This is a genomic window from Streptosporangium sp. NPDC000396 (assembly GCF_042898655.1).
Lineage (GTDB): Bacteria > Actinomycetota > Actinomycetes > Streptosporangiales > Streptosporangiaceae > Streptosporangium.
This window is the reverse complement of sequence record NZ_JBIAZA010000010.1, coordinates 97761-123146: the sequence shown is the minus strand read 5'-3', so window position 1 is coordinate 123146 and position 25386 is coordinate 97761. Positions and strand designations below refer to the sequence as shown.

21 protein-coding genes are annotated in these 25386 nt (G+C 69.0%); 12 read left to right on the top strand and 9 right to left on the bottom strand.

All coding sequences use genetic code 11. The features are described from left to right. Positions 1 to 10 precede the first annotated feature (10 nt). Positions 11 to 1933 carry a nitrate- and nitrite sensing domain-containing protein gene (locus tag ACFY2X_RS17995; RefSeq protein ID WP_389939433.1) on the top strand — a complete coding sequence of 641 codons (1923 nt, stop codon included), beginning with the start codon at positions 11 to 13 and terminating at the stop codon, positions 1931 to 1933. Here the strand turns inward: ACFY2X_RS17995 and ACFY2X_RS17990 are convergent. The 4 genes from ACFY2X_RS17990 to ACFY2X_RS17975 all read right to left on the bottom strand — a co-directional run bounded on the left by ACFY2X_RS17990 (position 1872) and on the right by ACFY2X_RS17975 (position 5268). Next, entirely contained in the window at positions 1872 to 3125 is a 1254-nt protein-coding gene (locus ACFY2X_RS17990) for a hypothetical protein (protein ID WP_389939431.1), read from the bottom strand. The two genes, ACFY2X_RS17995 and ACFY2X_RS17990, sit on opposite strands and share 62 nt — an antisense overlap. 261 nt (positions 3126 to 3386) lie before the next feature. Beyond that, positions 3387 to 4304: a hypothetical protein gene (locus tag ACFY2X_RS17985; protein ID WP_389939429.1), complete on the bottom strand. Its 918-nt coding sequence runs from the start codon at positions 4302 to 4304 to the stop codon at positions 3387 to 3389. Continuing rightward, on the bottom strand, positions 4304 to 4855 hold the full coding sequence (locus tag ACFY2X_RS17980) for an RNA polymerase sigma factor (protein ID WP_389939427.1): 552 nt from the start codon (positions 4853 to 4855) through the stop codon (positions 4304 to 4306). Before ACFY2X_RS17980 ends, ACFY2X_RS17985 begins: the two co-directional genes overlap by 1 nt. A gap of 95 nt (positions 4856 to 4950) precedes the next feature. Further along, positions 4951 to 5268: an ArsR/SmtB family transcription factor gene (locus ACFY2X_RS17975; RefSeq protein ID WP_389939425.1), complete on the bottom strand. Its 318-nt coding sequence runs from the start codon at positions 5266 to 5268 to the stop codon at positions 4951 to 4953. A 104-nt stretch (positions 5269 to 5372) separates the two neighbouring features. On the opposite strand from ACFY2X_RS17975, the gene ACFY2X_RS17970 reads away from it, so the two are divergent. Next, positions 5373 to 6842 carry an FAD-dependent monooxygenase gene (locus tag ACFY2X_RS17970; RefSeq protein ID WP_389939423.1) on the top strand — a complete coding sequence of 490 codons (1470 nt, stop codon included), beginning with the start codon at positions 5373 to 5375 and terminating at the stop codon, positions 6840 to 6842. 14 nt (positions 6843 to 6856) lie between these two features. Here the strand turns inward: ACFY2X_RS17970 and ACFY2X_RS17965 are convergent, their stop codons facing one another. Next, positions 6857 to 7396 (bottom strand): DUF4262 domain-containing protein, encoded by a 540-nt coding sequence (locus tag ACFY2X_RS17965; protein ID WP_389939421.1) that lies wholly within the window; start codon positions 7394 to 7396, stop codon positions 6857 to 6859. A gap of 64 nt (positions 7397 to 7460) precedes the next feature. Continuing rightward, positions 7461 to 8108, bottom strand: a complete 648-nt coding sequence (locus ACFY2X_RS17960; RefSeq protein ID WP_389939419.1) for a TetR/AcrR family transcriptional regulator — start codon at positions 8106 to 8108, stop codon at positions 7461 to 7463. Positions 8109 to 8262: 154 nt separating this feature from the next. Between ACFY2X_RS17960 and ACFY2X_RS17955 the strand changes: the two genes are divergently transcribed. Beyond that, positions 8263 to 9081: an alpha/beta fold hydrolase gene (locus tag ACFY2X_RS17955; protein ID WP_389939417.1), complete on the top strand. Its 819-nt coding sequence runs from the start codon at positions 8263 to 8265 to the stop codon at positions 9079 to 9081. Here ACFY2X_RS17955 and ACFY2X_RS17950 read toward each other — a convergent pair. Continuing rightward, positions 9009 to 10505, bottom strand: a complete 1497-nt coding sequence (locus ACFY2X_RS17950) for an FAD-dependent monooxygenase (RefSeq protein WP_389939415.1) — start codon at positions 10503 to 10505, stop codon at positions 9009 to 9011. The genes ACFY2X_RS17955 and ACFY2X_RS17950 overlap by 73 nt on opposite strands. A 50-nt stretch (positions 10506 to 10555) precedes the next feature. Between ACFY2X_RS17950 and ACFY2X_RS17945 the strand changes: the two genes are divergently transcribed. The 7 genes from ACFY2X_RS17945 to ACFY2X_RS17915 all read left to right on the top strand — a co-directional run bounded on the left by ACFY2X_RS17945 (position 10556) and on the right by ACFY2X_RS17915 (position 22618). Continuing rightward, on the top strand, positions 10556 to 11221 hold the full coding sequence (locus tag ACFY2X_RS17945; RefSeq protein ID WP_389939413.1) for a TetR/AcrR family transcriptional regulator C-terminal domain-containing protein: 666 nt from the start codon (positions 10556 to 10558) through the stop codon (positions 11219 to 11221). A 211-nt stretch (positions 11222 to 11432) separates the two neighbouring features. Further along, a complete protein-coding gene (locus ACFY2X_RS17940) occupies positions 11433 to 14981 on the top strand; it encodes a protein kinase (protein ID WP_389939411.1) in 3549 nt (1182 codons plus the stop codon). 534 nt (positions 14982 to 15515) lie between these two features. Then, complete coding sequence (locus ACFY2X_RS17935) at positions 15516 to 16037, top strand: RNA polymerase sigma factor (RefSeq protein ID WP_389939409.1); 522 nt, start codon at positions 15516 to 15518, stop codon at positions 16035 to 16037. Next, positions 16034 to 17209, top strand: coding sequence for a CU044_5270 family protein (locus ACFY2X_RS17930; protein ID WP_389939407.1), 1176 nt, complete (start codon positions 16034 to 16036; stop codon positions 17207 to 17209). Before ACFY2X_RS17935 ends, ACFY2X_RS17930 begins: the two co-directional genes overlap by 4 nt. 192 nt (positions 17210 to 17401) lie before the next feature. Next, complete coding sequence (locus ACFY2X_RS17925) at positions 17402 to 18223, top strand: alpha/beta fold hydrolase (protein ID WP_389939405.1); 822 nt, start codon at positions 17402 to 17404, stop codon at positions 18221 to 18223. Between the two features lie 201 nt (positions 18224 to 18424). Then, on the top strand, positions 18425 to 21982 hold the full coding sequence (locus ACFY2X_RS17920) for a protein kinase (protein ID WP_389939403.1): 3558 nt from the start codon (positions 18425 to 18427) through the stop codon (positions 21980 to 21982). A gap of 126 nt (positions 21983 to 22108) precedes the next feature. Beyond that, entirely contained in the window at positions 22109 to 22618 is a 510-nt protein-coding gene (locus tag ACFY2X_RS17915) for a DinB family protein (protein WP_389939401.1), read from the top strand. A gap of 226 nt (positions 22619 to 22844) precedes the next feature. Here the strand turns inward: ACFY2X_RS17915 and ACFY2X_RS17910 are convergent, their stop codons facing one another. Together ACFY2X_RS17910 and ACFY2X_RS17905 are read right to left on the bottom strand one after the other, a co-directional pair. Next, the gene (locus ACFY2X_RS17910; RefSeq protein WP_389939399.1) at positions 22845 to 23345 is read right to left on the bottom strand and encodes an ATP-binding protein; all 501 of its coding nucleotides are present in this window, start codon (positions 23343 to 23345) and stop codon (positions 22845 to 22847) included. Then, complete coding sequence (locus ACFY2X_RS17905; RefSeq protein ID WP_389939398.1) at positions 23342 to 23584, bottom strand: hypothetical protein; 243 nt, start codon at positions 23582 to 23584, stop codon at positions 23342 to 23344. Before ACFY2X_RS17905 ends, ACFY2X_RS17910 begins: the two co-directional genes overlap by 4 nt. Before the next feature lie 722 nt (positions 23585 to 24306). Between ACFY2X_RS17905 and ACFY2X_RS17900 the strand changes: the two genes are divergently transcribed. Then, entirely contained in the window at positions 24307 to 25158 is an 852-nt protein-coding gene (locus tag ACFY2X_RS17900; protein ID WP_389939396.1) for a helix-turn-helix domain-containing protein, read from the top strand. A gap of 11 nt (positions 25159 to 25169) precedes the next feature. Beyond that, entirely contained in the window at positions 25170 to 25385 is a 216-nt protein-coding gene (locus ACFY2X_RS17895; protein ID WP_389939394.1) for a DUF397 domain-containing protein, read from the top strand. Position 25386: the final 1 nt, after the last annotated feature.

Below are 25386 nucleotides of genomic sequence, written 5' to 3'. Positions count from 1 at the left end.
GCATGGGGTTATGGCATCCCGGACCATTCGCTTCAAGCTCTACGCGCTGCTCAGCCTCCCGATCGTGGCACTCGTCGCGCTCTGGTCGTTCATCACCGGTCACGTCGTCGGGGACTTCTTCGACCTGCGCCAGGCCACGACGCTGTACGAGCAGGTGTCCGAACCCGCCACCGCCCTGGCCATCGCGATGCAGGACGAGCGCAAACTCTCGGCCGTCGCGCTGAGCGCCGCGGAGCCCCAGACCGAGTCGCTGGCCGCGGCGCGCAAGCGGACCGACCAGGCGGTGACCTCCTTCCGCCTGAAGGCCACCTCCCTGCAAGCCACCTCCCTGCAAGCCAGGACGACCACCGGTCCGGAGCTGCAAAAGGCGACCGCCCAGGTCATCAGCGAGGCGGAGAAGCTGCGCGCCGTCCGCCGTGACGTCGACGGCCGGACATCGGACAGGCTCGACGCCGTCCAGGCGTTCAGCCGCATCGTCGACGCGGTCTACCGGCTCCAGGACCAGCTGGTCACCGTGTCCGAGATCGGACTCTACCGGCAGGCCGTCGGGATCCAGCGGATCGCCCACGCGCGTGACCTGATGTCCCGGGAGGACGCGCTGATCTCCGGCGCGGTCCTCAGCGGCGCGCTGACCCACGACGAGTACGAGGCGATCGAGGTGCTCTCGCCGAACCGGTGGCTGCTCCTCACCGAGGGCACGGCGGCGCTGGACGAGCAGCTGCGCGGCCCCTTCGAGGCCCTCATCTCCTCCCCCGGCCACGGGAAGCTCGCCGAGCTCGAAAAGGAGATCATCGAGACCTCGCGGCTCCCCCGGAACCGGGGCGCCTGGCAGCCGGCCGCCGCCAAGGTCGGCGGCGAGATGGACCAGCTCCTCGTCACCCGGGCGGAGCTGCTGAACGAGCGCGTCACCGCCGCCGCAGGCGGGATCATCACGCAGATCGTCATCGCGGGCGGTCTCGGGCTCGCCGCGATCCTGGGCGCGGTGATCCTGTCCGCCCGGCTCGGCCGCGGGCTCTCCACGGAGCTGGGCGACCTGCGCCTGGCGGCCGTGGAACTGGCCGAGGTACGGCTGCCGCAGGTCGTCGAGCGGCTCCGCAGGGGCGAGTCCGTGAACGTGGAGACCGAGGTGCCGGCCATTTCCACGACCGGCACCACCCTGGAGATCACCGACGTCGGCCGGGCGTTCTCCAGCGTCCAGCGCACGGCCGTGGAGTCCGCCGTGGGGGAGGCCAGGCTCCGCCAGGGATTCAACCGGGTCTTCCGCAACCTGGCCCGGCGCACCCAGTCGCTGGTCCAGCGCCAGCTCGTCCAGCTCGACTCCATGCAGCGCAAGACCGCCGATCCGGAAGCGCTGGAGGACCTCTACCGGCTGGACCACCTCACCACCCGCATGCGGCGGCAGTCGGAGGGCCTGGTCATCCTGTCCGGGGCCACGGCCGGCCGCACCTGGCGCAACCCCGTCTCCTTCGTGGACGTCGTCCGCGCGGCCGTGGCCGAGGTCGAGGACTACCGCCGGATCGCCGTCTTCCCCATGCCGGACGCCAAGCTGGCCGGTGCCGCCACCGCCGACGTCACCCACCTGCTGGCCGAGCTGCTGGAGAACGCGACCGTCTTCTCCCCGCCGACCACGTCGGTCAACGTCCGCGGGGAGATCGTCGGGCGGGGCTTCGTGATCGAGATCGAGGACCGGGGCCTCGGCCTGCCGGACATGGAACGGGAGAGCATCAACGCGCGCCTCGCCACGCCGCCCGAGTTCGACGTGGCCGACAGCGAGCAGCTCGGCCTGTTCGTGGTGAGCCAGCTCGCCGCCCGCCACGGCATCAAGGTGACCCTGGCCCGCTCGCCCTTCGCGGGCACCACGGCGGTCGTGCTCATCCCGCAGGCCGTGCTGGCCTCCTCCGAGGAGGCCGGCGCCGTACCGGCTCTCGAATAGCGGGCCGTACCAGCTCTCGAACGGCGAGCGCGGCGGCGAGGCAGGCGATCGGGACCACCGGCAGGACGTATCGGTGGTCGAAGTCCAGCACCGCCACCGGGGCCACCAGCAGCGCCACCGCCACACCCCAGGGCAGCAGCACCGCCCGCCGCCGCAGCACCGCGCCCGCCGCTCCCAGCAGCAGGATCGCACCGAGCGGCGGGCCACGCAGATACGCCGGGTACTGGTAGGCGATCAGGAGATCGGCGTACGGCCGGACCGAGTACAGGCCGCGGATGCCCGGGTCGTACTCCCGCTTCACCTCGCCGATCAGCGGTTGCTCAGGCAGCGGCCGGCTCCCGTGCGCGAAACCGAACGCCGGGGTGACCCGTTGGTCGGCCGGGGGTTTGAGCACCGCGCAGTCGGCGAAGGTCATCGTGCGGGCCCACAGCGCGACCCCGTCGGCGCTGTTGAGGGCGAACCTGCCGTAATGGTGGTCGTACCAGCCCGCGTAGGCGACGAGCGGCAGGATCCCGGCGATCGCGGCGGCCGCCAGCGGCCGCCACCCGACCCGCCGGACGGCCAGCAGGACGAGGACCAGGAGGAGCAGGGGCAGCGCGATCGTCCTGGTGAGCGCGGCCATCGCGAACAGCAGGCCCGCCCCCGTGGCGGCCCGTGTCGAGAGTTCCGGCGACCACATCAGGGTGGTGAGCCCGGCGACGATGAGGAAGATGAACTGGGTGTCCGACAGGACGGCGTGTTCGAGCCGCAGGAACGAGGCGTCGAACAGGACGGGAACGGTGGCCAGGGCCGCGCCCCAGGCGGGCAGCGACCTGCGGCGGAGCAGGGCGTAGATCATCACTCCGGTGCCCAGGCCCATGGCGTGCTGGACGCCCGCGATCACCCCCACGCTGTGGAAGGGCCACAGGACCCTGAGCAGGAGCGGGTAGCCGATCGGATGGAAGGCGAACGACGGCTTGAGGTGGACGGCGGCGTCCAGATAGGTGAAGGAGTCGTACCAGTAGAGCTGGGCGGGGCGATAACCGAGCATCGTGACCACGCGCAGGGCCGCCGCCAGCGTGAGGACGGCGGCGAACAGGCGGTGGCCGGTGAGAGCGGTGAAGATGGAGCGGGTGGGGCGGGCCTCGGGGAGGCCCGCCGGGCGGATGTCTGTGAGCACGCCGAATCCGATCGTCTTGGGGAACCGGCGCATGCGAAGGAGAACGCATGGCGAAGAGGGGGGGTGCGCCCGGGTCGGCGCGGCTCAGGCCCAAGAGGCTTGGCCGGTGACCGGCATGGCTGCCTGGCACGGTCCGGTCCGGGCCGGGGCGCTTGACCGTGCTGCTCGTCCCGCACCTGCCGATCAGGTGCGCGCCCCCGGCTTTGAGAAGCACGAGCGCCGACCCGGAAGCCGGGCGGTGAGGCTCTCACCCGGACACGTCCGGAGCGTGTCCAGGATGAGGTCGTCAGGTGCTCAGGAACCCTTCCCGCAGCGGTTCTCCGGAGCGTCAGGCGCCGTTTCCGGCGGGGCGGGCTTCCTGTCGGGTGAGACCAGAATGAGCGCCGAGGTCGCGGACTCCAGGACGCCGTCGTGGACGTACCACGATCCGGCCTCCGGAATCCGCGTGTTCGCGTTGCCGCCGTAGGTGACGGGCTTCAGGCTGATGCCGCGCTTCTCCAGCAGCGGCCGCACCTCGTCGAGGGTCTTGTTGACGAAGTCGACGCAGTGGAGCAGCTCACCGGACGAAGAGAGGCTGGCTCGCCACTTGTACATCTCGCCCGGACGGGCCTTGCGCGCGAGGGAGATCTCGGCCTCTCCCTTGTAGCTGACGGGGACCTTGAGGCCGATCGGGCAGCCCATCATGCGATCACACGGCCCTGGACGGTCGACCGTCGTGATGAGGTCCTCCCTGGTCGCCAGCTCCACGTTGGACAGGCCGTTGGCCTGCGGATCCATCACCATCATCTGGCCTTCGAGACTCGGCGGCGCCGGTTCGACATCGAGAGCGATCTTGAGGCCACGGGCGTTGAGCTCGCGCTCGTACATCTTCGGATCGGCGAACAGGTCCTTGACCGTGATGACGTAGGAATCTCCCTCCTGCTTGATGTCGAGGGCGGCCGAAGCCGGTGCCGTGCCGAGGTTGCCGGGAAGCACCCAGCCCAGGGCCACCGTCGCGGTGGCGAGTCCGGCGACGGCCGGTACGGCGAACCGCCAGGGGCGGCGCTGCCCTGCGAGACGGCCGGGGCCGTGGGCGGACCGGAGGAAACGCCGCCGGGCGGGTGCGGTGGCCGGAAGTGCCGTGATCTCGTTGAGCAGTTCTCTGCCGCCGGGGGTCATGCCCGGTCCGGGGTCGGGCGCGATTTTTCCGACGAGGTGGTCGATGTCGTTCATCACAGATGTCCCTTCGCCAGCGTGATCGCACGCGATCCGTATCTGGCCATGTCGAATCCGGCGGAGTCCAGTTCTCTGGCGAGTCGCTTCCGGGCCCGGTGCAGCCGCAGGCGCACCGCGCCGCGCGAGCAGCCCAGCACCTTCGCGACCTCCTCGCTGCTCAGGCCCTCCCAGCTGACCAGGGAGAGCAGCTCCCGGTCGTCGGGGCGCAGGCGCATGAAGGCCTGGCGGACTCCGGAGGGGTCTTCCTCCACGACGTTCTCGGCCCAGACGGCCAGCTCCGAGCGGAGCCGTACGGCCAGCGCGCTCCGCCGGGTCTCCTCCCGTCGTCTGTTGACCAGGACCCACCGGGCCACGCCGTACAGCCAGAGCCTGGCGTCGTGCCCCGAGGGAATGTCGTCCCGGCGGCGCCAGGCCGTGGTGAAGGTCTCGGCGATCGCGTCCGCCGCGTCATCGGGGGTGTCGGTGCGCCGCCGGACGTAGGCGAGGAGATCCGGGTAGTGCGCGTTGTAGATCTCCTCGAAGCGCTGCTCGGGGTCAGGGGGGCCCACGTTGTTCCTTTCGACGGGTGTTCGTTGCCTACACCTGTCCGGGTACGAGGGCTTGTTTCACCTCTGATGTGATTTTTTGATCGAGGTGGTTCCGGTCAGGTGGCGGGCTTCCCGAAGGATCCGTCGGCCAGGACGAGACCGAGAAGGCCGGGGAAGCGGGCGTCGAGGTCGTCGCGGCGGAGGGCGATGTAGAGCTTGCGGCCGGAGGGGCGCTGCCGGATGACGCCGCTCTCGCGCAGCACCCGCCAGTGGTGGGTGAGGGTCGACTTCGGCACGCCGGGGACGATCGCACCGCAGCACATCTCCTCGCCGGAGGAGAGCGCCCGCACGATCGACGCGCGGACGGGATGACCGAGCGCGGCCAGCACCTCTTCGAGTTGGAGCTGCTCGCGGGACGGGTGGAGGGCGGTCATGGGGCGATTGTACGAAAGAGACGAACTTGACGGCTTAGCATCAATTGTACGATTATCCCGAACAGTCAGACCGCTCGTCCTCATCGAACGACCCGAAGGAAGCCATGTCCTCCCCAGCCATTAGCCTCGATGGTTTTGACGGTTTCGACGTCGTGGTGGTCGGTGGCGGCCCGGTGGGCATGCTGCTCGCGGCCGAGATCGCCCTCCAGGGAGTCCGGCCGGTGGTCCTGGAACGGCTGCCGGAGCCGACGGGGGAGTCCAAGGCCGGAACGCTGCACGCCAGGACCGCCCAGAGCCTGAACCGCCGAGGCCTGCTCGACGCGGTGGGCAGGTCCTCCTACGGCGGCGTTCGTTTCCACTTCTCCGGCATGTTCGAGCTGGACCTCGGCGCGGTGGCCGGAGAAGGGCCCAGCATCGTCGGCAGCCCGCAGGCCTGGGCGGAACAGGTGTTCGCCGACCGTGCCGCCGAGCTGGGCGCGGAGATCCGGCGGGGGCACGAGATCGTCGGGCTCACCCAGGACGCCGATCGCGTCACGCTCACCGTGGAGGGCCCGGCGGGGCCGTACGAACTGGTCACCCGCTACGCGGTCGGCACCGACGGCGCCCGGAGCGCGGTCCGCAAGCTGGCGGGCATCCCGTTCACCGGTGCCCCGGCGAGCGTCGCCGCGCTGATGGGCGACGTCCGGCTACTGGATCCCATCCCCGGCGGCTGGCACCGCACCCCGAGAGGCTGGCTTCTGATCTGGGGTGGGGGAACCTACGGCCACAGCCGGATCAGCACCTACGACTTCCGCGGCCCGCATCTGGAGCGGGAGGCGCCGGTGACCCTGGAAGAGCTGCGGAGCGTGGCCGAATACATCGCCGGCCGCCCGATCCGCATGACCGAACCGCGCGGCCTGAGCCGGTACGGCGACGCGGCGCTCCAGGCGGAGACCTACCGCCGGGGGCGCGTGCTCGTCGCCGGGGACGCCGCCCACGTGCACTTCCCCTGGGGAGGGCAGGGGCTCAACACCGGCATGGAGGACGCCATGAACCTGGGCTGGAAGCTCGCCGCCCAGGTGCGGGGGTGGGCTCCGGACGGGTTGCTCGACAGCTACCACGGCGAGCGGCACCCGGTGGCGGCGCGGGTCCTGTGGAACGTCCGCGCGCAGGGCGCCCTCGCCGACCCCGACCCCCGCGTCGACCCCCTGCGGGAGCTGTTCGCCGATCTCATGCGGCTGGAGCAGGTCAACGACTATCTGAGCGGCATGGTCAGCGGCACCGCCACGACCTACGACGTCGGCCACCCCGGGGCCGGCCGGTTCGCCCCGGACGCCAAGATCAAGACCGCCGACGGTGCCGTCACCCTGGTGGAGCTGCTCCACGCCGGCCGGCCCCTGTTCCTGGGCGACGACGACGAGCTCGTGGACGTCGCGGCGGAGTGGGCCGGCCGGGTGGACACCGTACGGGCACGGTGCGAGCCGCAGCTCGTCCGGCCGGACGGATATGTCGCCTGGTGCGCTCCGGGCGACGCGTCCACCCTGCGGACCGCGCTTCACCGCTGGTTCGGCGAGCCGCCCGGCGGCCGCCGGTGACGGCGAAGGGCGCCTCAGGGGAGTTTCGTCCACGGGCCGGGAGGGTGGTCGTCCTTCGGAATCCACAGTGACGGCTGGAGCTCGCGCAGTTTCGGCGCCGAGCGCGCGTCCCAGGGATACAGCCCGGCGGCGTCGGGCCAGACCACCTCCATGAAAGGCAGCGGGGGCTGCTGGTAGAAGTGCAGCGCCATGCCGAACAGCGACCGGTACCAGCTGGTGTCCACGTTCCTCGTGACGACCGAGTAGTTCCTGATGACGTCGTCCCGCTCCTGGTCGGCGACGAGATGGCGCCCGGCCGCGATCTCGTTCGCCAGGGTGTCGAGGCAGTTCTTCATCACCTCGACGCGCAACCCGAACATGGCCGCCTCGGGCGAGCGGAACGTGTGCCACAGCCCGACGGTGAACGCCCACCCCGGCCCGTCATCGTCCTCCGGCACCATGATGACGGCCCACCCGTGCTCCCGGACGCTCCGTATCGTGCTGATGTCGATCTCGTCGAGCTCGACATCGCGTTCGATGCAAAGGAGACAACGGCATACAAACTGGGCGGGCATGCCACCGAGCGTAGTGGTCCGGCCCGGGTGAGGCCGCCAGGCGTGGTTCGGGGAAGGATCTCGCTCAGCCGACGGTGTCGACGGCGGAGCCGGCCGGGTCTTTTGCGTCGGCCGGGTCCTTCTCGCCGGCCGGCCCGAAGGCCGCCGTGATGGCTCGCAGCCCCTCCAGTATCTCGGCCCCGGACGGGGAGTGCTCGGGGTCGGTCAGCCACTGGAACATCACCCCGGACAGCAGGGCCATCTGCACCGAGCCGAGCGTGCGCACCGTGGCGTCCTGAACCTCGTCTTCCGCGACGCCCTGCAGGAGCGCCGCCAGACCGCGACGTCCTTCGCGCTGGCCGGAGGCCAGATGCTGCCGTAGCTCGGACGAGTGCTCGGCCTGCAAGAGCGCCTCGATGGTGGCTATCCACAGCTTCCGGTGCGTGGTGAACGACTCGATGATCCGTGCCCACATGGCTTCGTACTGCTCCGCGGGGGTGGAGCCGGGGGCGCCGTAGCCGGCCAGTGCGCGCCCGGTCTCGGTGCCCCATTCGTCGATCGCCTGGATGAGCGCCGCGTTCAGCAGCGCCTCTCTGGAGCCGAAGTGGTAGCCGATGGCCGCCATGCTGACTCCTCCTGCCGCTGCCGTGATGTCGCGGACGGTCGTCCGCGCCCACCCCTTCTCCTCCAGGCAACGCCTGGCGCCGGCGAGCAGATCCTCACGATTTCCCATACCAGGGATGCTACTTCCCCTGGCCAGGACATGATCCGGATTTGAGATAACCGTCTTAGGCATATGCATTAGGCGTTTGTCTTGTGCAAGCGCCCAACTTGTCTGTAGTGTTCATGGCACGCAAGCAACACGAAGCGACACGAAAGAGGCAGTCATGAGCCAGGGCATCACCTCCCAGCCGATCACCCCCGTCCGCGCCGAGCTGGACATCGCCGGTCGGCGCCTGTCCTACCTCGACTTCGGCGGAACCGGCCGGCCCCTCGTCGCCCTGCACGGCCACATGTCCGAAGGGGCGAGCTTCGCCGACCTGGCCGCCGCGCTGGCCCCCGAATGGCGCGTCATCGCCCCCGACCAGCGCGGCCACGGAGAGTCGGACCGGGCATCCGACTACTCCCGTGAGGGCTACATAGCCGACGTCGTCGCCCTCCTCGACCACCTCGGCCTCGACCGGGCCGTGGTCCTGGGGCACTCGCTCGGCGCCATCAACACCTACCAGCTCGCCGCCCGCCACCCCGAGCGGGTCAGCGCCTTCGTCAACGCGGAAGGGGCGGCCTCGCTCGGTCTCGACGGCTCCAACCCGCTGGCCTTCGTGCTCGCCCTGCCCTACGAGGCTCCCACCCGCGAGGCGCTGATCGAAGGCCTCGGCCAGATGGCTCCCTTCTTCGGCGACATCCTGAAGGAGAACCCCGACGGCACCTGGCGCCTGCCCTTCCACCCGCAGGACATCGTCGACTCCGAAGAGCTGGTCCACGGCGACCACTGGAACGACTGGCTGGCCGGCGACTGCCCGGCCCTTCTGGTGCGGGGCACCGAGGGCGTCGTCCCCGCAGAGCAGGCCCGGGCCATGGCCGAGCGCCGCCCGAACACCCGCCTCGCCGAGCTGGCGACCGACCACTTCGTCTACGCCAAGGACCCCGAGGGATTCGCCAAGGTCGTCCGGGAGTTCCTCCAGTCCCTGGACTTCTCCGAGTGAACCCGATCCTCGCTCGCCCAGGCGACATGGCCGTCGGGCCGGATGAGCGCGGCGCGTACACCGGACCAGCCCTCGCGCGGCTCCGAGAGCGGCTCGCTGTGGAGGATGACTCCGGGGCCGGTGGCGCGAGCAGGCCGCATGGAGGCCGTGCCGGTGGGGTCCAGCAGGACGTGACGACCGCCGCGCAGCAGCCCGAACAGGCTGTGCCCGGAATCGAAGACCAGATCCGGAGCCCGCAGGCCGGTCAGCGGGTGCGTCCCCATGGCCGCCGGGGGCGGGTAGGCCACCGAAAGGCCTGACAGGCGTTCGGCCAGCTCCCGGGAGAAGCCGGGCACGGTGGCGATGAGCCGGCTGAGCAGGGCGCGCAGCGCCTGCCCTTCCGGGGAGTAGGCGGTCATCAGCGCGGTCTGCGCCTGAGTGCTGATCAGCAGGTCGGCGCCGATCGGGTGCCGCTCGGCGTGGTAGCTGTCCAGAAGGTCGTCGGATGCCCGGCCGGCCACCGTCGCCGCCAGCTTCCAGCCCAGGTTGGTGGCGTCCTGAACACCGACGTTGAGACCCACGCCGCCGGCGGGGAAGTGCATGTGCGCGGCGTCGCCCGCGAGCAGGACCCGCCCCTTGCGATACTGGGCGGCCTGGCGGGTGGCATTGCCGAAACGCGACAGCCAGCGCGGGTCGCGCATGCCGAAGTCGGTGCCGGTGATCCGTGCGACCTTGGCGCGTAGTTCCTCAAGGGTGAGTTCGCCGGGCCGGTCCGGGCGGATGTCGTCCGGGTCGCCGCCGACGATCCGGTGGACGCCGCCGGGCAGCGGGAGCACCATCACGCCGCCCTCGGGACCCGACAGGCTGAGAACCGGCGCCCGTGGCGGCTCGTCCAGGATGACGTCGCCGAGCCAGCCCCAGGTGGTGGCGTCGGTGCCGGGAAAGGCGATCCCCGCGGACTGGCGCACGGTGCTGCGGGTGCCGTCGCAGCCGACGACGTAGGCCGCTCGAAGTGTGTACGGACCGTCCGGGCCTTCGATCTCAAGAGTCACCGCGTCCTCGTTCTGCGCCAGGCCCGTGACCCGGTGCCCGCGCCGGATTCGCGCGCCGGCCGACCGCGCGTGCTCCTCCAGCAGTTCCTCGATGCGAACCTGCGGAAGCGCCAGGGTGAACGGGAACGGCGTGTCCAGCGCGCCGAAGTCCATCCGGTCGTCCAGCCCGCCGAAGTGGCCGTTCGGGATGCGCCGGCCCTCGGCGAGGAAGCGCTCGGCGATGCCGCGAAAGGCCAGGATCTCCAGCGTCCGCGGGTGGACGGTGAGCGCCTTGGAGTGCGGGTCGCGCTCCTGCCGGGCCTCCAGAACCGTGACGGGCGCCCCGCCCAGCCGCAGCTCGGCGGCCAGCCACAGCCCGACCGGTCCGCCTCCGACAACGACGATCTGCTCCACGACTCCTCCTTGGTCGGTGACCAATTAACGGGGATCAGTACACTTGGTCAGTGACCAAAAAGCAAGCGGAGAAGTCCTCCCGGCCCCGGCTCGGCCCCGACGTCGTGGTGCGGGCCGCCATGGACCTCCTGGACGAGAAGGGCGCGGAGGCGGTGTCGATCCGCGCCATCGCGGATCGGCTCGACGTCCGGATGAACACCGTGCTCTGGCACGCCAAGACCAAGGCCCGGCTGCTCGAACTGATGGCGGACACGATCGTCGGGGAGATCTCAGTGGACGGGCTGCCCGACCCCTGGCAGGAGCGAATCCGCGAACTCTCCCACCGCTATCGCCGCGCCCTGCTCGCGCACCGCGACGGCGCCAAGATCGTGGCCGGCACCTACGCGGCCGAGCCCGCCACGCTCGGCTTCGCCGAGACGATGGTCGAGGCCCTGCTCGCCGGCGGGCTCGATGAGCGCGAGGCGGCCTGGGCGTTGTGGAGCATCGTCTACTTCACCCTGGGCCTCGCCCAGGAAGAACAGGCACTCCCGCAGGCGGACGGCCACGGCTTCTCCCGGGCGCTCTCCTCGGGGGACTATCCCTCGCTGAGCCGGGCCGCGGCGCATCTCGGGAGCGCTCACTTCGACGAGCGCTTCGACTACGGGCTCTCCCTCATCCTGCGATCGCTCGGCGACCAGGGGCGCCGAACCGACCATCCAGAGACGCCGATTTCTTGACAGCCTCCGAAAGAGAAACGGATTCTCGGAAGGCACGGCAGGACCCCTGTCGGCGGTCGTCAGGAAATCTGGTCGGCGGACATATCCATCTGGTTAGGTTGATATGGCGGTGGCCGCTTCGGCGGGAACACCCTGGCCCCCACTCGAACCATCACGCCGTTGGCCGCATCTATGTGACTGACGGACCTGACGGTGCGAAACGAGGCGTGTGATGGCGACACCGCTGCTCCCTGGCGATCCTCGGCAACTGGGCTCCTACTGGCTGGCGCGCCGGCTCGGCGCCGGTGGTCAGGGCGTGGTGTACGAGGCCTATGACAGCGCGGGCGGCCGGGTGGCGGTCAAGGCTCTGCGCGGCGATCTGGTCACCGGCGACCGTCAGGAGCAGTTGCTCCGGGAGGTGGCCGCGCTGGGCCGAGTGGCGCCGCACTGCACGGCCCGGATCATCGAGGTGAACAGCGACCACGCCCCGCCGTACCTGGTCAGCGAGTACGTGCCCGGCCCGGATCTGCACAGCCGGGTTCGGCAGGACGGCCCGTACGGCAGCGGCGAACTGTTACGTCTGGCGATCGGCATCGCCACCGCGCTGTGCTCCATCCACCAGGCCGGAGTGATCCACCGGGACCTGAAACCCGCCAACGTGCTGCTCGGCCCGGACGGCCCGCGGGTCATCGACTTCGGCATCGCTCGCACCGCGGAGATGTCCAGCAGCACGACCGGACTGCTCAAGGGCACCCTGCAGTGGATGGCACCGGAGCTGTTCGAAGGACAGCGTCCCACCCCGGCGGTGGATGTGTGGGCGTGGGGCACGATCGTGCTGTTCGCCGCCATCGGCACGCCGCCGTTCACCGGAGAGTGGCCACAGATCGCCCACCATGTCCTCAACCACCACCCCGACACCGGCATCCTGGATGAGCCGCTGCGCTCCCTGGTGGCGGCGGCGCTGTCCAAAGACCCCGGGCACCGGCCGAAAGCCGACGACCTGCTCCTGCGTCTCATCGGTGTCGCGGACCCGGCCGCGGGCGCGCAGCGGGCCGGTTTCGGGCAGAACCCCGTGACCCCGGCACCCTCCCGTGCTGAGGTGGCCGAAGCGGTGTTCACCCGGCTCGGCACCAGGGGGCAGGAAGCCGTCCCCCGGACCTTCCTGCGCCTGGTCGCCCCCGGCGAACGCGCCGAGGACGCCCTGCGCTCGGCCTGCCGGACCGACTTCGTCGACGGCCAGACCAGCCGGCAGGACATCGAGCAGGTCCTACGGGCCTTCACCGAGGCCGAACTGCTCACCTGGCAGGATGATCGAGTCGCCCTCTCCAGCGCCGCGCTGATCCGGGCCTGGCCGCGCCTGCACGCCTGGGTGGAGGCCGAACGTGACGGTTTGGTCATCCATCAGGACCTCGCCGACGCGGCCCGGCTCTGGGACGAGCACGGCCGCAAAAGCAGCGACCTGCTTCAAGGGACGACCCTGGCTCGCGCCCAGTCCTGGGCCGCCACGGCGCGCCGTCTCACCCTCAACCGCACCGAACAGACCTTTCTGACCGCATGCGCCGCATTGGCCCGCCGCCGAGGCCGCATTCGCGCCCTGCTCAGCGCGGCGCTGGCGATCCTGCTGATGCTGGCCACCACCGCGGCGGGCATCGCCGTCGCCCAAGGCCGGGATCTGGCGGACCGCAACCAGACCATCTCCCGCCAACTCGAGCACGCTGTCGGCATTCGGGTGGGCGGATTGGCCGCCGCCCTGCGCCGGACCGATCCCCTGACCGCCAAACAACTCGCCGTCGCCGCCGCGAGCCTGGCGCCGGACAGCTACGAGGCCCGCCACGCCCTGCTGACGCTCTACAGCCAGCCGGAGTCATATACCTATCGCCCCCCGAAGATCGACGGGACCTGGCGCTCCGCCAGCGATACCACCGGTCACCTACGGGTCTACGCCAAGGGCAACGAGGTCAAGGTCGTCGACGTCGACGCGCGCACGGTCATCCGCTCGTTCAGCTTCCCCGGCAAGCCGCTGGACACCCGGCTCTTCAGCGCCCCCTCCCTCAGCGGCGACGGCAAGGTCCTGGCACTGCTCCGGCAGGACCGCACCATTGCCTTGTTCGACACCGAGACCGGACAACCTCACCCGGTGACTTTCGACTCCCCCACCGTCTTCTTCGGCCTGAACACCACCGGCAACAGGCTGCTGCTTTCCGAGCCCGACGCCACCGGCCTGTGGGACACCGCCACCGGCAGACGCCTGGTAAGGATCCCTTACCTCCTGGGCTCCGTCGAGGAAACCCCCGACGGCAGATATCTGATCGCCCCCCACGAAACGTCGCTGGACTTATGGGACCTGCGCACCGGCCGCAAAGCCCGCACCCTGCGATCGGTCACCGGCACGGAACGCATCTCCGGGATCGCGCTCAGCCCCGACCGTAAACTGTTCGCCTTCACCCAGGGCGACCGGCTGGGACTCCTCCCCTTCGACCAGCTCACCACCGCCCAGGTGAAGTGGTGGACGGTCCCGAAAACCCCCGGCAACGGATCCATCGCCTTTAGCGCCAACAGCAAGTACGTCGCCGTCAACGGCACGGTCTGGGGCACCAAGGGCCTGTTCGTCCAAAGTCCCGACGGAGTCGTATGGGCACCCGGATCGGACGACCAGCCTATCTTCCGTTACACCAACAACTGCTTCCAGTTCCGGTTCGGACCGGGGGATCGCACCCTGCGATGCGGGGACGCCTCGGGCGTCACCACCGAGGTGTCCCTCGCCGTGATCCTCGACCCGGTCGAGTTTTCCGGAGACTGCTGCGATCCGGTGCTGAGCGCGGACGGATCCACCCTGGCCCTCCGCGCCCAGGGCAAAGTGGAGATCTGGGATCCCGTCGAAAAGGTACGGCGAGGCACCCTGCCGGCAGCGGATGTCCGCTGTCTTTCCAACGACGGCAAGCTGCTGGCATACGTACAAGACAACGGCGATATCGAGGTCTGGGACGTCGCCACCGCCACCAAGAAGACCACCCTGTCGACCCGACGCCAGCTGGATGACGATCCCCTCGCATTCTCACCGGACGGTCAGACCCTGGCGGTGCTCACCAGAGACAGCACCAAGAAGGCCTCCATCCTCGAACTGTGGGACATCGCATCGGGAACCCGGCGCGCCACGGTCACCGGGCAACCCTCCGCCGGACAGTATGAGCCCTTCGGCGTCGTGCCCTCCGCTTTTCAGATCCTGTTCAGCCCCGACGGCCGCACAGTGATCTCCGCCCCGGACCAAGGCGTCGTCGAAACCGCCACCGGCAAGCGGCTCGTCCCACCCACCACTGACGCCGGCTATCCCATGGCATGGAGTGCGAACGGCCTCCTCGCGGCGCACAATTACAGCCGCCCGCTCACCTTCTGGGACGGCACATCGCTCCAGCAGGTGGGCAAGGCCACCATCAGCGGTTCTCCTGGTGCTTTCTCCCCCGACGGACGCCTACTGGCCGCGGTAGACGCCACGGACCAGATCCGGCTGTGGGACGTCACCGCGAACCGGCCCCTCGGCATCCCGCTCACCGGTTTCTACGAGCCGAAACAATCCGCGTCCCTCGGGGTCAGCACGAACATCAAGTCCCTGGCCTTCACCGCGGACGGTTCGGCCATACTCGCCCTTCAAGGTCGTCGGCTGCGCACCCACCTTGTCAAAGCCGACAAGATCAAGACAGCGCTCTGCGCGGAAGCCGGCCCGCTGTCCCAAGCGGACTGGAAAACCCGCATCCCTGAAGTTCCCTACCGCAAGACATGCTGACAATACGCCACGGCTTCCCGCGACATGGCGCGTGTATCCGGCGGCCACCTGCCAGGATCCCGCCTGACCACGTGTCGGGCCCCTGCCTGACCACGTGCCAGGACCCTGCCTGACCACGTGCCAGGACCCCGCCTGACCACGTGCCGGGATTCCCGATGGCCATCAGGTCAGATCACCCTGACCGCCGGCCAGGAGATCGTCCTGTCAGCTCGCGCTCCCGGTGGGGCGTGACGGCGGCACCCCTCCAAGTTCACGCCGTCACGCCCGTCCACCGGGTTCATCCGGACAGCGGCGCAGTCCAGACCACCCGAGCCTCATCGACCGGCCCCGCCGGTTTCTGATACTTCGTAGCCGCCGCCGATCCGGATTGCCCGCCGTACGAAAACCTGCCCATGGTGACGAGTGTGAGCCCCACCGCCTGAAACGTCCGGTCCTTCTATAGGGGTGGACTTCTGGAGGGGCCTGTAACAATGCGACGTTCCGGACCACTTCCCGGTGTCAGAAGGACATGCCCGGGACGAAGGAGGTGGGGCGGTGACGGATGATTCGAGCCGATTCACCAGCATGTACGACGAATGCCGACAACGCGTGTGGGCCTACGTGGTCAGCCGCGCGGGGCGGCAGGTGGCGGACGAGGTGGTGAGCGAGACGTTCGCGATCGCCTGGCGGCGGCTCGACGATGTGCCGGAACCGGCTCTGCCGTGGCTCCTCGGGGTGGCCCGCAACGTGCTGCGCGACAACGTCCGGGCGGAGGTTCGCCGGGAGGCGCTCAACGCCGAACTGCAGACCTGGGCCGAGGGTGACGTCGCCGATCAGGTGGCGGAACGGCTCAGCGTGCTCAAGGCACTGGCCGAGCTGTCCGAGGACGACCGGGAGATCCTGATCCTGACCGCCTGGCAGGAACTCTCCCCACGCGCAGCGGCCCACGTCGTCGGCTGCTCCCCGGCCGCGTTCCGCGTACGGCTGCACCGTGCGCGCAAACGGCTCGAACAGGCGATGGAGACCGCCACGTACTCCCGGCCCCGGGTGAGGAATCTCAGTGAGGAGTGGTCATGAACCCCATCGATCAGTTGCGGGCCGCACGTCCCGCGCACCTGGGTGACACCCCGGTCGACGAGCGCACCAGGGCCGCCGAGCTCTCGTACGCCATGGCACAGACCCGGCCGCCGGTGCGGGCGAAGCGCAAGATCGCACGGCCGGTGTGGGGTCTGAGCCTCGCCGGGGCCGCCGCGGCCGTGACGGCGGTGGCCGTCGCGGTCTCCGGAGCCGGCGGCATGACTCCGCGTGCGCCGTCCAGCAGCCAGGCGGCGCCCAGTCGGACGGTACAGCCCAAGCAGGTCAAACTCTCCGCGCGAGCCGTCCTGCTGGCCGCCGCCCACCAGGCGGCCCGCCAGCCGGACACGACGGGCGCCTATTGGCACACGGTGTCCGTACGCCGGTCTCTGTGGAATGTCGAGGGCGCGGACTACACCGTCATGGATCGGCAGCGAACCGAGGGCTGGACCCCGGCCGCGACCGGCCGGGGTCAGGAGCAGTGGCGCCGGACGCAGTCACTCGGGGCGCAACCCGCGACTCCGGAGGACGAGGCGGCATGGAAGCAGGCCGGCTCCCCGACGGAGATCTCCGTCCTGACACACCGGAAGCCGGGAGACACACTGGCCCTGCCGACCACGCCGGGAAAGGCGAAGGTCAGCCATGACGCCCTGTTCGAGGGGGACAAGGTGTTCTGGCTGGGCCGAAACGTCACGATGAAGGATCTGCGCGGCCTGCCGTCAGAGCCGGGCAAGCTCAAGGCCTGGCTGCTGCGTTCGTACGAAGGGCACGGCACCGAGTCGTCGGGCAGCCCGATGTCGTCGGATGCCTGGCTGTTCGCCGTCACGACCGGTCTGATCATGGAGATGCCGGCCACCCCGCAGGTGCGCGGCGCGGCCTTCCGGATGCTCGCCGACCTCAAGTCCATCAAGGTCATCGACAACGTCACCGACGCGGAGGGCCGCACCGGCACCGCGGTCACGCTCGACGTGCGCTCCAAGATAAGGGTGACCGACAAAGGCGACAGCGGGATCCTGCAGTCACGCCTGATCTTCGACGAGGCGACCGGGCAGGCACTGGCCAGTGAGAGCGTCGTGGTGAAGCCGGGCGGTTACCAGGCCGACTTCGCGCCGGGCACCATGTGGGACTCCCAGGTCGTCCTTGAAGCGGGCTGGACCGACGACAAGCCCGCCTGACCCTCGCCCCTCCGTGCTGTCGCGATGCCCCGGGGGCGCGTCGCGACGGCACGGAGGGTGTCCGAGCTCGCGCGCCACAACACTAATCGAGAGCATTGGATAAAACAGAGAGCACTGCTCTTGTAGAAGGTGGGGCGAAGTGATTTACTCTCCTTAACAGAGAGCACTGATCTCGTTTTGGAGCGATGAGCTATGAGGATGATGGACTCGGCCGAGGGCCAGATCGCCTACCGGCTGGAGGGGCCTGCCGAGGGCCCGTTGCTTGTCCTGGTCCACGGGATGGGCGACACCGGCGCGACCTATCGGCTCCTCACCCCGCAACTGGCCGCCGCGGGATACCGGGTCGCCGTCATGGACGTGCGCGGCTATGGAGCCTCCACCACCGGCTGGGCCGACCATTCGGTGGCCTCCATCGGCGCCGACCTGCTGCGCCTCATCCGGCACCTGAACGGCGACGCCCCCGCCTCGGTCATCGCCCACTCCATCGGCTGCTCATCCGCCGTCTGGGCCGCGGCCGAGGCGCCCGAGATGATCACTAATCTGGTGCTGATCGGCACTTTCTCCGGTGACGCGCCGATCAAGCCTTGGATGAAGGCCGCCTCCAGGCTCGTCGGCCGCAGTGCCACCCTGTGGGGGCTGTTCCTGCGCTCCTCTTACCCGACCGCCAGGCCCGCCGACTTCGGCGACTACCTGGCCGCGCTCAAAGCCAACCTGCGCGAGCCCGGCCGTCTGGCCGCGCTCCGGGCCCAGATCGAGACCTCCCTGTCCGGGGTCGTCAACCGCTACGCCGAGGTCACTCAGCCGACCCTGATCGTCATGGGCACCAAGGACGGCGACTTCTCCGACCCCGCGGCCGACGCCTCGCTGAGCGCCGCGAAACTGAGCGGTCCCGCCCGGATCCATCTGGTCGAGGGCGCCGGCCACTACCCGCACGCCGAAATGCCTGCCGCGACCGCCGAAGGGCTGCTCACCTTCCTGGCCGAGGCCCGGCCCCCGGTCAAGATCGCCTCCTGATCCCGAAGCCGGGGCCGACCGGCCCGATGCCGTGCCGAGACACAGGCAAGATCAAGAGGCGTGTCCGGCCATCGACCGGGATTCCCGATGCCCACCGGCCCGGAAGATCATGTCCGGCCTCGTCGCATATGGTGCCCGGTAAGTGTATGTCGCTGCGAACTCATGATCGGTGCTGCGCATCCAACCCCGAAAGGAGGCACGATGGATGCGTTGCTCGAGGGGGACCCTGACCGGATCGGCCGCTACTGGCTGGCACGCCGGCTCGGCGCGGGCGGTCAGGGAGTCGTCTACGAGGCCTACGACGCCGACGGCACCCGGTTCGCCCTCAAGGTCCTGCACGCCGACGGCGACGCCGAACTGCGCGACAGGTTCCACAAGGAGGTCACCGCGGCCCGGAGGGTCGCCTCGTTCTGCACCGCCAAGGTGATCGACGCCGACCTTGCGGCGGCTCCGCCGTACATCGTCAGCGAATACGTCGAGGGAGTCGATCTGCGCCGCGCCGGGCGGCGTTTCGCCGGGGACGACCTGCACCGGCTGGCGACCGCCGTCGCGACCGCGCTGACCGCCATCCACGATGCCGGGGTCATCCATCGCGATCTCAAGCCGGACAACATCCTGCTCGGCCCCGACGGGCCCCGGGTGATCGACTTCGGAATCGCCCGCACCGCGGAGATGTCGCTGACCGCCAGCGGTCTCATCACCGGCACTCCGACCTATATGGCTCCCGAGATTTTCACCGGGCAGCGCGCGGGATCGGCGGCCGATGTGTTCGCCTGGGGCGGCATCATGGTGTTCGCCGCCACCGGACAGGACCCGTTCAAGGCCGACGCGCTCGGCGCGGTGATGCACCGGGTGCTGTCCCACGACCCCGATCTGAGCGCACTGCCGCCCAGCGTGCGCCCGCTGGTGGCCGCCGCGCTGAACAAGGACCCCGCGCTCCGGCCGACCGCGCGGGAACTCCTGCTCGCCCTGGTCGGCGACTCCGGGGAGGCCGACCTGCTCGGTGCGGGCAGCAGCCGCGCCGGTGCCCTGCACGCGGGCGACGTGACCGATCCGGGTCTCGGGGCCCTGGCCGAGGACGCCTACACCATGCTTGAGGCCGATGAGCGCGAGCTCGTGCCCGAGCTGTTGCTGCGGCTGGTCGCGATCGACGCCGACGGCCTGGAGACCGTACGGCGGGCGCCCGCAGCCGATCTGCTGCCTGAGCGGTCCGAGGCGCGTCGCCGCATCCTGGACGTCTTCGCCTACCTGCTCGCCGAACGCGACGAAGAGGTCACCATCTCCCGCCCGGCTGTGCTGCGCGCCTGGCCGCGGCTGCGCGCGTGGGTGGAGGCTGATCGAGACGGCCTGCCCGTCCTCACCGAGATCACCCAAGCCGCCCGCACCTGGGACACGCACGGGCGCCGGGACGGCGACCTGCTCCAGGGCAGCCGGCTGCAGGCGGCACTCGGCTGGGCCGCCACCGGACGACGGCATGTGACGCTCACCCCGCTGGAACGCGACTTCATCGCCGCCGCGGGCGGCCTCACCCGGCGCCGTGCCCGCCGTCGCCGGCTGCTCACCATGGCATTGGCCGCGCTGCTGGTCCTGTCCCTGGCCGGTGGCGCCGCCTCGCTCTACCAGGGCGTCCAGGTCGCCGAGCAGCGCGACCGGGTGGCCGCCGAACGCGACCAGGCCCGTGGTCGCGAACTCGCCCACGTCGCCGACGGCTTGCGCACAGTCGACCCGGTCAAGGCCATGCTGCTCAGCGTCGCCGCCTGGCGGCTCGCTCCGGGGGTGGAGAGCCGTTCCAGCCTGACCTCCTCCCTGTACCGGCGAGAAAGCGCCGCGTTCCGGCCCCCACCGGCGCCGGGGGCGGGAATCCAGGCGGTGAGCGGTGACGGGCTCACGCTGGCCATCGTCAGCGAGCGCGGTGCGCGCGTGTACGAGGTGGCGACCGGCAGGCAGGTCGCGGCGTGGACCGCGCCCCAGCTGACCACGGGAATAGGGCAATACGCCGGGCTGAGCCGCGACGGCCGCCTGCTGGCGGTCGCGATCTCCCAGAGCGTCGTCGTATGGGAGACCCGCACCGGCCGGCTCGTCGGGGTCAAGCAGATGCCGGGGGAGAACCCCGGGGTGATCAAACCGGACTTCGGCGATCACGACTCGCTCCTGGCGCTCGACGCCAACAACTACGTGGCGGAGATCTGGGATGTGAACCGCGACCGGGTCATGCGAACGGGATGGGATTCGGGCCTCAGACGGTTCGCCGTCGCGCCCTCCGGAAAGATCGCCGCGACTGTGGACGACGTCGGCAGACTACGCGTGTGGAGGTTGCCCGGTTTCGTGCAGGACCACGGCTTCCCGACCGGCTGCGGCGGCACCTTCAACGTGCTCGGCTTCAGCGTGGACAGTCGGTTCCTGATCTGCGGCGGTGAGCGCATCGAGCTGTGGGACACCGCGACGGGCAAGCGGGCCAAGCAGGCCGCCGAGGTGAGCGAGGAGCGGTACGGCTGGCTCTGGGCAGGATCGGGATCGCCGGCGAAGCTGGGAGGTGACGCCGTCTCAGGAGTGCGGCTGAGCGCCGACACCCGGCTGGCGGCCGGTTTCAGCGGGTCGACCATCCGTGTGTGGAACGTCCAGGCTCACCAGGAGATCCTGAGCTACCAGGCCCCCGGCAGCGTCTCCGACCTCTGGTTCGACCCGGACGGCCGGACCCTGCGCTACCGTCTCGACGACGGTGTAGTCGGTCTCGACCTGCGATCCGAGATCTCGGAACACAAGGTTCCCGGCGATCTGTCGGTCAGCGCGATCAGCCCCGACGCCCGATGGCTCGCGGTCAAGCCCAATGGTGCCTCCCAGATCCGACTGTGGGACATTCCCGAACGCCGTTTCATCGGGGCGTTGCCGGTGGAGAAGCAGGGATTCTTGGACGTGGTGTTCGATCCCGAGGGGAAAACCACGGCCGTCGTCACGGACTCCACCCGCGTGGACGTGCGCGACGTCGCCACGCAGCGTAGCTTGTGGACCTACAAGCCCGCCGGTGACCTGATCATGACCGGTCATGCGTTCACCCATGACGGGACGACCTTCGCCGCGGTGTATTCCCAGAACTCCCAGGAGCAGACCGACTTCTGGCTACACGAGTGGGAGGCACGCAGCGGGCGCGAGATCAGAACCGTCAGACTGGACGCCACGGTCCATGCCATCGCCTACATGCTCGACGGGCACACCCTGGCCTCGGCTCCCGGCCGCTTCATCGACACCACGACAGGAAAGCCCGTCGGTGTGGGATACGCCGACGCCGCCAACGGACTACCCCTGGTCGCTGTGGACCCGACCGGGACGCGGCTGGCGGTCAGCGGTGGGGACGAGCGGGTAACGCTGTGGGACGCCCGCACTTACACACCTTTGGCGCCGGACCTGCGCATCGCCGACAAGAAGGTCACCACCATGATGTTCTCTCCCCGCGGGGACGTGCTCGCCACGATCGACGACAGCGAAGCCCTGCAGCTGTGGGATGTCGCTACCCGGCAGCGGATCGGAGAGGAGATCAGGGTCTATGACGGCGACAGAGTCGCCGAGCTCGATGCGGCCTTCACCTCCGACGGCACCTGGCTGCGCCTCGCCAACGACAGCGGCTCCGTCTACGAGCTGCCCGTCGCGCCCGCTCAGATGGCCGCCGCGGTCTGCGCGCGGGCCGGCCGTACGCTCACCCCGCGAGAATGGCGCGAGCACCTCGGCGCCACTCCTTATCGCGACGTCTGCGCCGCCGCGTGATCCTCGCTGAGGTCGCGGTAGCGCGACGGATCCCTGACACCGGCCGACTACACCGTCTTGGAGAGCCTGAAATGTCGGTGGGCAGCTCTAATCTGTGTGGGCTGGATGACGCGGGAGACAGGCATCATGACCCCACAGGAGAAGATCATGAATGGCGAGCGCGCGGATCTGCTGCAGACGCTGACGAAGCACCGAGGTTTCCTACGTCAAACAGTTCAGGGCCTGACCGATGAGCAGGCGGCGCAGCGCACCACTGCAAGCGAGTTGTGCCTGGGCGGTCTGATCAAGCATGTGGCCCTCACCGAGGAGAGGTGGATGCGATTCGCGGTCGGCGGTGCCGCGGCGATGGAGAGCGAATCCCTCGACTGGGTAGGCCAGTTCCGCATGACCGAGGGCGAGACGTTGGCCGGCTTGCTGACCATCTATGAGCAGGTGGCCGGCAAGACCGATGAGCTGGTGTCGACGCTGCCCGACCTGGACGAGTCCCACCCGCTCCCGGAGGCGCCGTGGTTCGAGCAGGGTGCGCGCTGGTCGGTGCGCCGGGTTCTGCTTCACATCATTGCCGAGACCGCTCAGCATGCCGGCCACGCCGACATCATCCGCGAATCCCTGGACGGTTCGAAGACCATGGGCTAGCGACTCACTGTCCGAGAAGCACTACCTGTGGACCCGCGAGATCTACCGCTTCACGTACGTCGCCGGGCCCTACGGCAACCATCTGGAGCACATCACCGGCATCGCCTGCGGCTTCAAAGTGACGACCTCGGCTTCTGCGACACCTGGAAGACATACTCCGCGCGCGTTGCCCAGTCGTCTGACCGCGTGGCGGCGCTGCCCTCCATACTCGCGCCGCCACGCCGGTTTAGCAGGCTCGTCGGGGGAACCTCCCAGTGTCTGGTCTTTCGGCGGGGGAGCTGAGTTCGAACCAGATCACGGTTCCGATGGAGTCGCGGTGGAATCCCCACCGGGTGGCGAGGTTGTTGACGAGGGCGAGTCCACGACCACCTGTGGCGTCCGGTCCTGAGTTCCTTGGGCAGGGGATCTGCGAGGAGCCGGGGTCCTGAACGGTGATCAGCACGCCGTCGACGACGAAGGTCACCGTGACGAGGAATTCCTGTGGTCTGCCGAACGGTCCGGAGGGGTGTTCGACGGCGTTGGTGGCGAGCTCGCTGGTGAGGAGTACGGCGTCATCGCGAAAGGGGTGGCTGTCCCCGAGCAGCTCGGCGACGAAGTTCCGCGCGGGCTTGACCTGGTCGGGCGTGGCCGTGAAACGCCGGGAGATCGCGAGGGAGTTCGTAGGTGCCTGGCCCAGGGGCGGCCACATCGTGTCGGGGTGAGCTGGACCTGTGCCGTCGTTGGTCATCGTCTGGAACCGATCAGTGAACGCGTCGGCGAGTTGGGGGAGAGTGCCCGCCAGCGTTCGGTTGCGGTGCCGTACCAGAGGCACCAGCCGGGGGACCGGAGTGCCAGCGCGCGTGCCGCTTCCTGCGGTACGGCTTCCTGGGGTACGGTGTCTGCCTCCTTGATGGGAGATCCTTGCTGACGTCGAGCCGGGGTGATGCCGAGCCGATCCACGACGGCTTCGAGGAGAGACAGGATCATATCGCCGTCCCCTTTCGGTACGGTTCGCGCCTGCCGAACGAAGGGCGCACGCCCGGTGGCGATTCGCGCCGGTACGGCACAGCGGCCGTCACGGTCGGTCGAGAGTGGCGCCCCCGGCTTCCGGGAGGAACCGCAAGGGAGTGAAGCCTCAGCGGGTGTGCCGTCACTGTGCCCGGCATGATCGGGAGCGGTCGGCCACACAGGCCGAGACGCCGCCGCGCTGCCATGCGGGTGCGGACCTGAGCGGGGGTGGGCTGGTCCCACAGATGGTCAGGGCGGTGCGGCAGGCTGGCCGCGTCGTGGGCGTAGGGCGGATGCCCGCACCACCGGCACCCGAGGGGTGACGGGGGTTGTTCGGTATGCCAACGGATCCGAATGATCCGGATGGCTCTACTAGGGTTGGACACGGGTCGCACCTCCAGTGTGCGATCAAGGCTCTGTCAGGCGACGCAACTCGCCTGACAGAGCCGTCTTTTACAGCATCCCTGGGTGGGGAAGTGCCGGATGAACTGAGCCCGGCACCAGCTCTGTGGGACAACTCGCTGAGAGTTCAGAAGGTGCTTACATGTGAGTCACACCTAAATCACTGTCAGTGGCGGATACTTTTCACATGCTGGCCGTCCGCCGCAGAATTTTCAAGGCCAAAATAATATCGCGGCACTTGTCTGATTTTGATGGCTCGGCGTAGTTATTCGTCCATTTGATGTGTGAAGCGAGGCTCGATGACCGGTAGTCCCACTGTCAAGCGGCGGCGTCTCAGCGCTGAGCTCATCCGGCTACGCGAGCAAGCTGGTCTCACGCATGATGAGGTCGCGAAACGCTTGGAATGGTCGCGCGGTCGCCTTACTCATATGGAACAAAACAAGTGGATCCTGCCTGATATCGGTAACATTCGCCTCCTGCTGGATGTCTACGATGTCACCGATATCGCAGTACGTGAGGCGATACTTGATCTCGCTAGGCAGTCTCGCGAAAAGGGATGGTGGGCGAAGTACAAGGACGTATTCGGCGGAAGCCTTCCCGGGTTCGAGGCAGAGGCGACCCAGATCCGCACCGTCGAGCTCGTGACCATCCCCGGCCTGCTTCAAACAGCCGGTTACGCCACGGCAGTCTTCCAAGCGGGGCAGGTTCTCGACCAAACCGCCGTTCAACGACGCGTTGAGGCGCGTCTGACTCGTCAAGCGATCCTTGCCCGCGACGACCCTCCGCAGATCTGGGCAGTCATCGACGAGGCAGCGCTGAGGAAGATGGTCGGCGGCCCCAAAGTCATGGTCGAGCAGCTCAGCCACCTTGTCAGTATGGCGACGCGATCCAACATCGCTGTTCAAGTACTTCTTGACTCGACGGGCGCGCATGCAGCAATGGGGAGCGGGTTCGTCATCCTGGACTTTGCGGGAGACCTGGACCCATCGATCGTCTACCTGGAGACGCCAACAGACAACCTTTTTCTGGAGAGACCAGAGGAGGTTCAGGCGTATACGCTCACTTTTAACCGTGTAGTGGCGGCTGCCCTGACCGTCGAGGAGTCCGTGCGCTACGTGGCTTCCCTGGTTGACCAGCTACAGCATGAGTAGGGGCAAGAACCGTGGAGCAAATTCCCCCCGCGCTCGCTTGGCGTAAGAGCAGTCGCAGCGCTCAGCAGGACAACTGCGTAGAGGTAGCAGATCTTCCTGGTGGAGGCTGCGCCGTACGGGACAGTAAGGACTTGAACGGGCCGATACTGCACTTCTCCACGAGTGAATGGCAGATGTTTGTTGGCGGCATCAAAAGTGGCATATTCGACGATCTGGCTGCTGACTAGT